General features: G+C 54.5%; 1 tRNA gene and 1 rRNA gene. Both read left to right on the top strand.

Features of this window, described 5'->3' with window-relative positions:
* The first annotated feature begins 161 nt into the window (after positions 1 to 161).
* Positions 162 to 1,690, top strand: a 16S ribosomal RNA gene (locus O9Y01_RS23050).
* Positions 1,691 to 1,876: 186 nt separating this feature from the next.
* A tRNA-Ile gene (locus O9Y01_RS23045) sits at positions 1,877 to 1,953 on the top strand.
* The last annotated feature ends 24 nt before the right edge of the window (positions 1,954 to 1,977 follow it).

The raw sequence follows: 1,977 nt of genomic DNA, 5'->3' as shown, positions 1-1,977 counted from the left end.
GATGTTCTTTAAGAATTCACAGCCGATAAGCGTGGGCGTTTGAAGCGAAGTGCTGGTAGCCGGAGACGGTTGCCAAGTCCTTCGGACTTTAAACGCTCACGGATAGAGAATGAAGCTATGTAAATAGTCTTTGTTCGATTCCGTTGAGTAAATTCAAGATCGAACTGTAGAGTTTGATCCTGGCTCAGATTGAACGCTGGCGGCATGCCTTACACATGCAAGTCGAACGGTAACAGGCCGCAAGGTGCTGACGAGTGGCGAACGGGTGAGTAATGTATCGGAACGTGCCCAGTCGTGGGGGATAACTGCTCGAAAGAGCAGCTAATACCGCATACGACCTGAGGGTGAAAGCGGGGGACCGTAAGGCCTCGCGCGATTGGAGCGGCCGATATCAGATTAGGTAGTTGGTGAGGTAAAGGCTCACCAAGCCGACGATCTGTAGCTGGTCTGAGAGGACGACCAGCCACACTGGGACTGAGACACGGCCCAGACTCCTACGGGAGGCAGCAGTGGGGAATTTTGGACAATGGACGCAAGTCTGATCCAGCCATGCCGCGTGCGGGAAGAAGGCCTTCGGGTTGTAAACCGCTTTTGTCAGGGAAGAAAAGGTTCCTTCTAATAAAGGGGACTCATGACGGTACCTGAAGAATAAGCACCGGCTAACTACGTGCCAGCAGCCGCGGTAATACGTAGGGTGCAAGCGTTAATCGGAATTACTGGGCGTAAAGCGTGCGCAGGCGGTTGTGCAAGACAGGTGTGAAATCCCCGGGCTTAACCTGGGAACTGCACTTGTGACTGCACGGCTAGAGTACGGTAGAGGGGGATGGAATTCCACGTGTAGCAGTGAAATGCGTAGATATGTGGAGGAACACCGATGGCGAAGGCAATCCCCTGGACCTGTACTGACGCTCATGCACGAAAGCGTGGGGAGCAAACAGGATTAGATACCCTGGTAGTCCACGCCCTAAACGATGTCAACTGGTTGTTGGGAGGGTTTCTTCTCAGTAACGTAGCTAACGCGTGAAGTTGACCGCCTGGGGAGTACGGCCGCAAGGTTGAAACTCAAAGGAATTGACGGGGACCCGCACAAGCGGTGGATGATGTGGTTTAATTCGATGCAACGCGAAAAACCTTACCTACCCTTGACATGCCAGGAATCCTGCAGAGATGTGGGAGTGCTCGAAAGAGAACCTGGACACAGGTGCTGCATGGCCGTCGTCAGCTCGTGTCGTGAGATGTTGGGTTAAGTCCCGCAACGAGCGCAACCCTTGTCATTAGTTGCTACGAAAGGGCACTCTAATGAGACTGCCGGTGACAAACCGGAGGAAGGTGGGGATGACGTCAGGTCATCATGGCCCTTATGGGTAGGGCTACACACGTCATACAATGGCCGGGACAGAGGGCTGCCAACCCGCGAGGGGGAGCTAATCCCAGAAACCCGGTCGTAGTCCGGATCGCAGTCTGCAACTCGACTGCGTGAAGTCGGAATCGCTAGTAATCGCGGATCAGCTTGCCGCGGTGAATACGTTCCCGGGTCTTGTACACACCGCCCGTCACACCATGGGAGCGGGTTCTGCCAGAAGTAGTTAGCCTAACCGCAAGGAGGGCGATTACCACGGCAGGGTTCGTGACTGGGGTGAAGTCGTAACAAGGTAGCCGTATCGGAAGGTGCGGCTGGATCACCTCCTTTCTAGAAAATGGTCGAGCACTCGATTGCTGCATGCAGTGATTGAGCAGCGAGATCCAATGCACAGCGTCTTCAAGCGCCCACACTTATCGGCTGTAGAACAAAAGAACAGTAAGAGTGTTTACACGTGAGCCTGCCGAGCTGGCCTTGACAGGTGAGCGCGTGAGGCAGGCTGACGATGCGAATCGTGGGTCTGTAGCTCAGTCGGTTAGAGCACCGTCTTGATAAGGCGGGGGTCGCTGGTTCGAATCCAGCCAGACCCACCACGAAATACAGCGTTGTCTGTACCC

Source organism: Pelomonas sp. BJYL3, from assembly GCF_027257975.1.
GTDB classification, from domain to species: Bacteria; Pseudomonadota; Gammaproteobacteria; order Burkholderiales; family Burkholderiaceae_C; genus Roseateles_B; species Roseateles_B flavus.
Note: the sequence above shows the minus strand (reverse complement) of the source record. Positions and strands in the feature narration are given on the sequence as shown.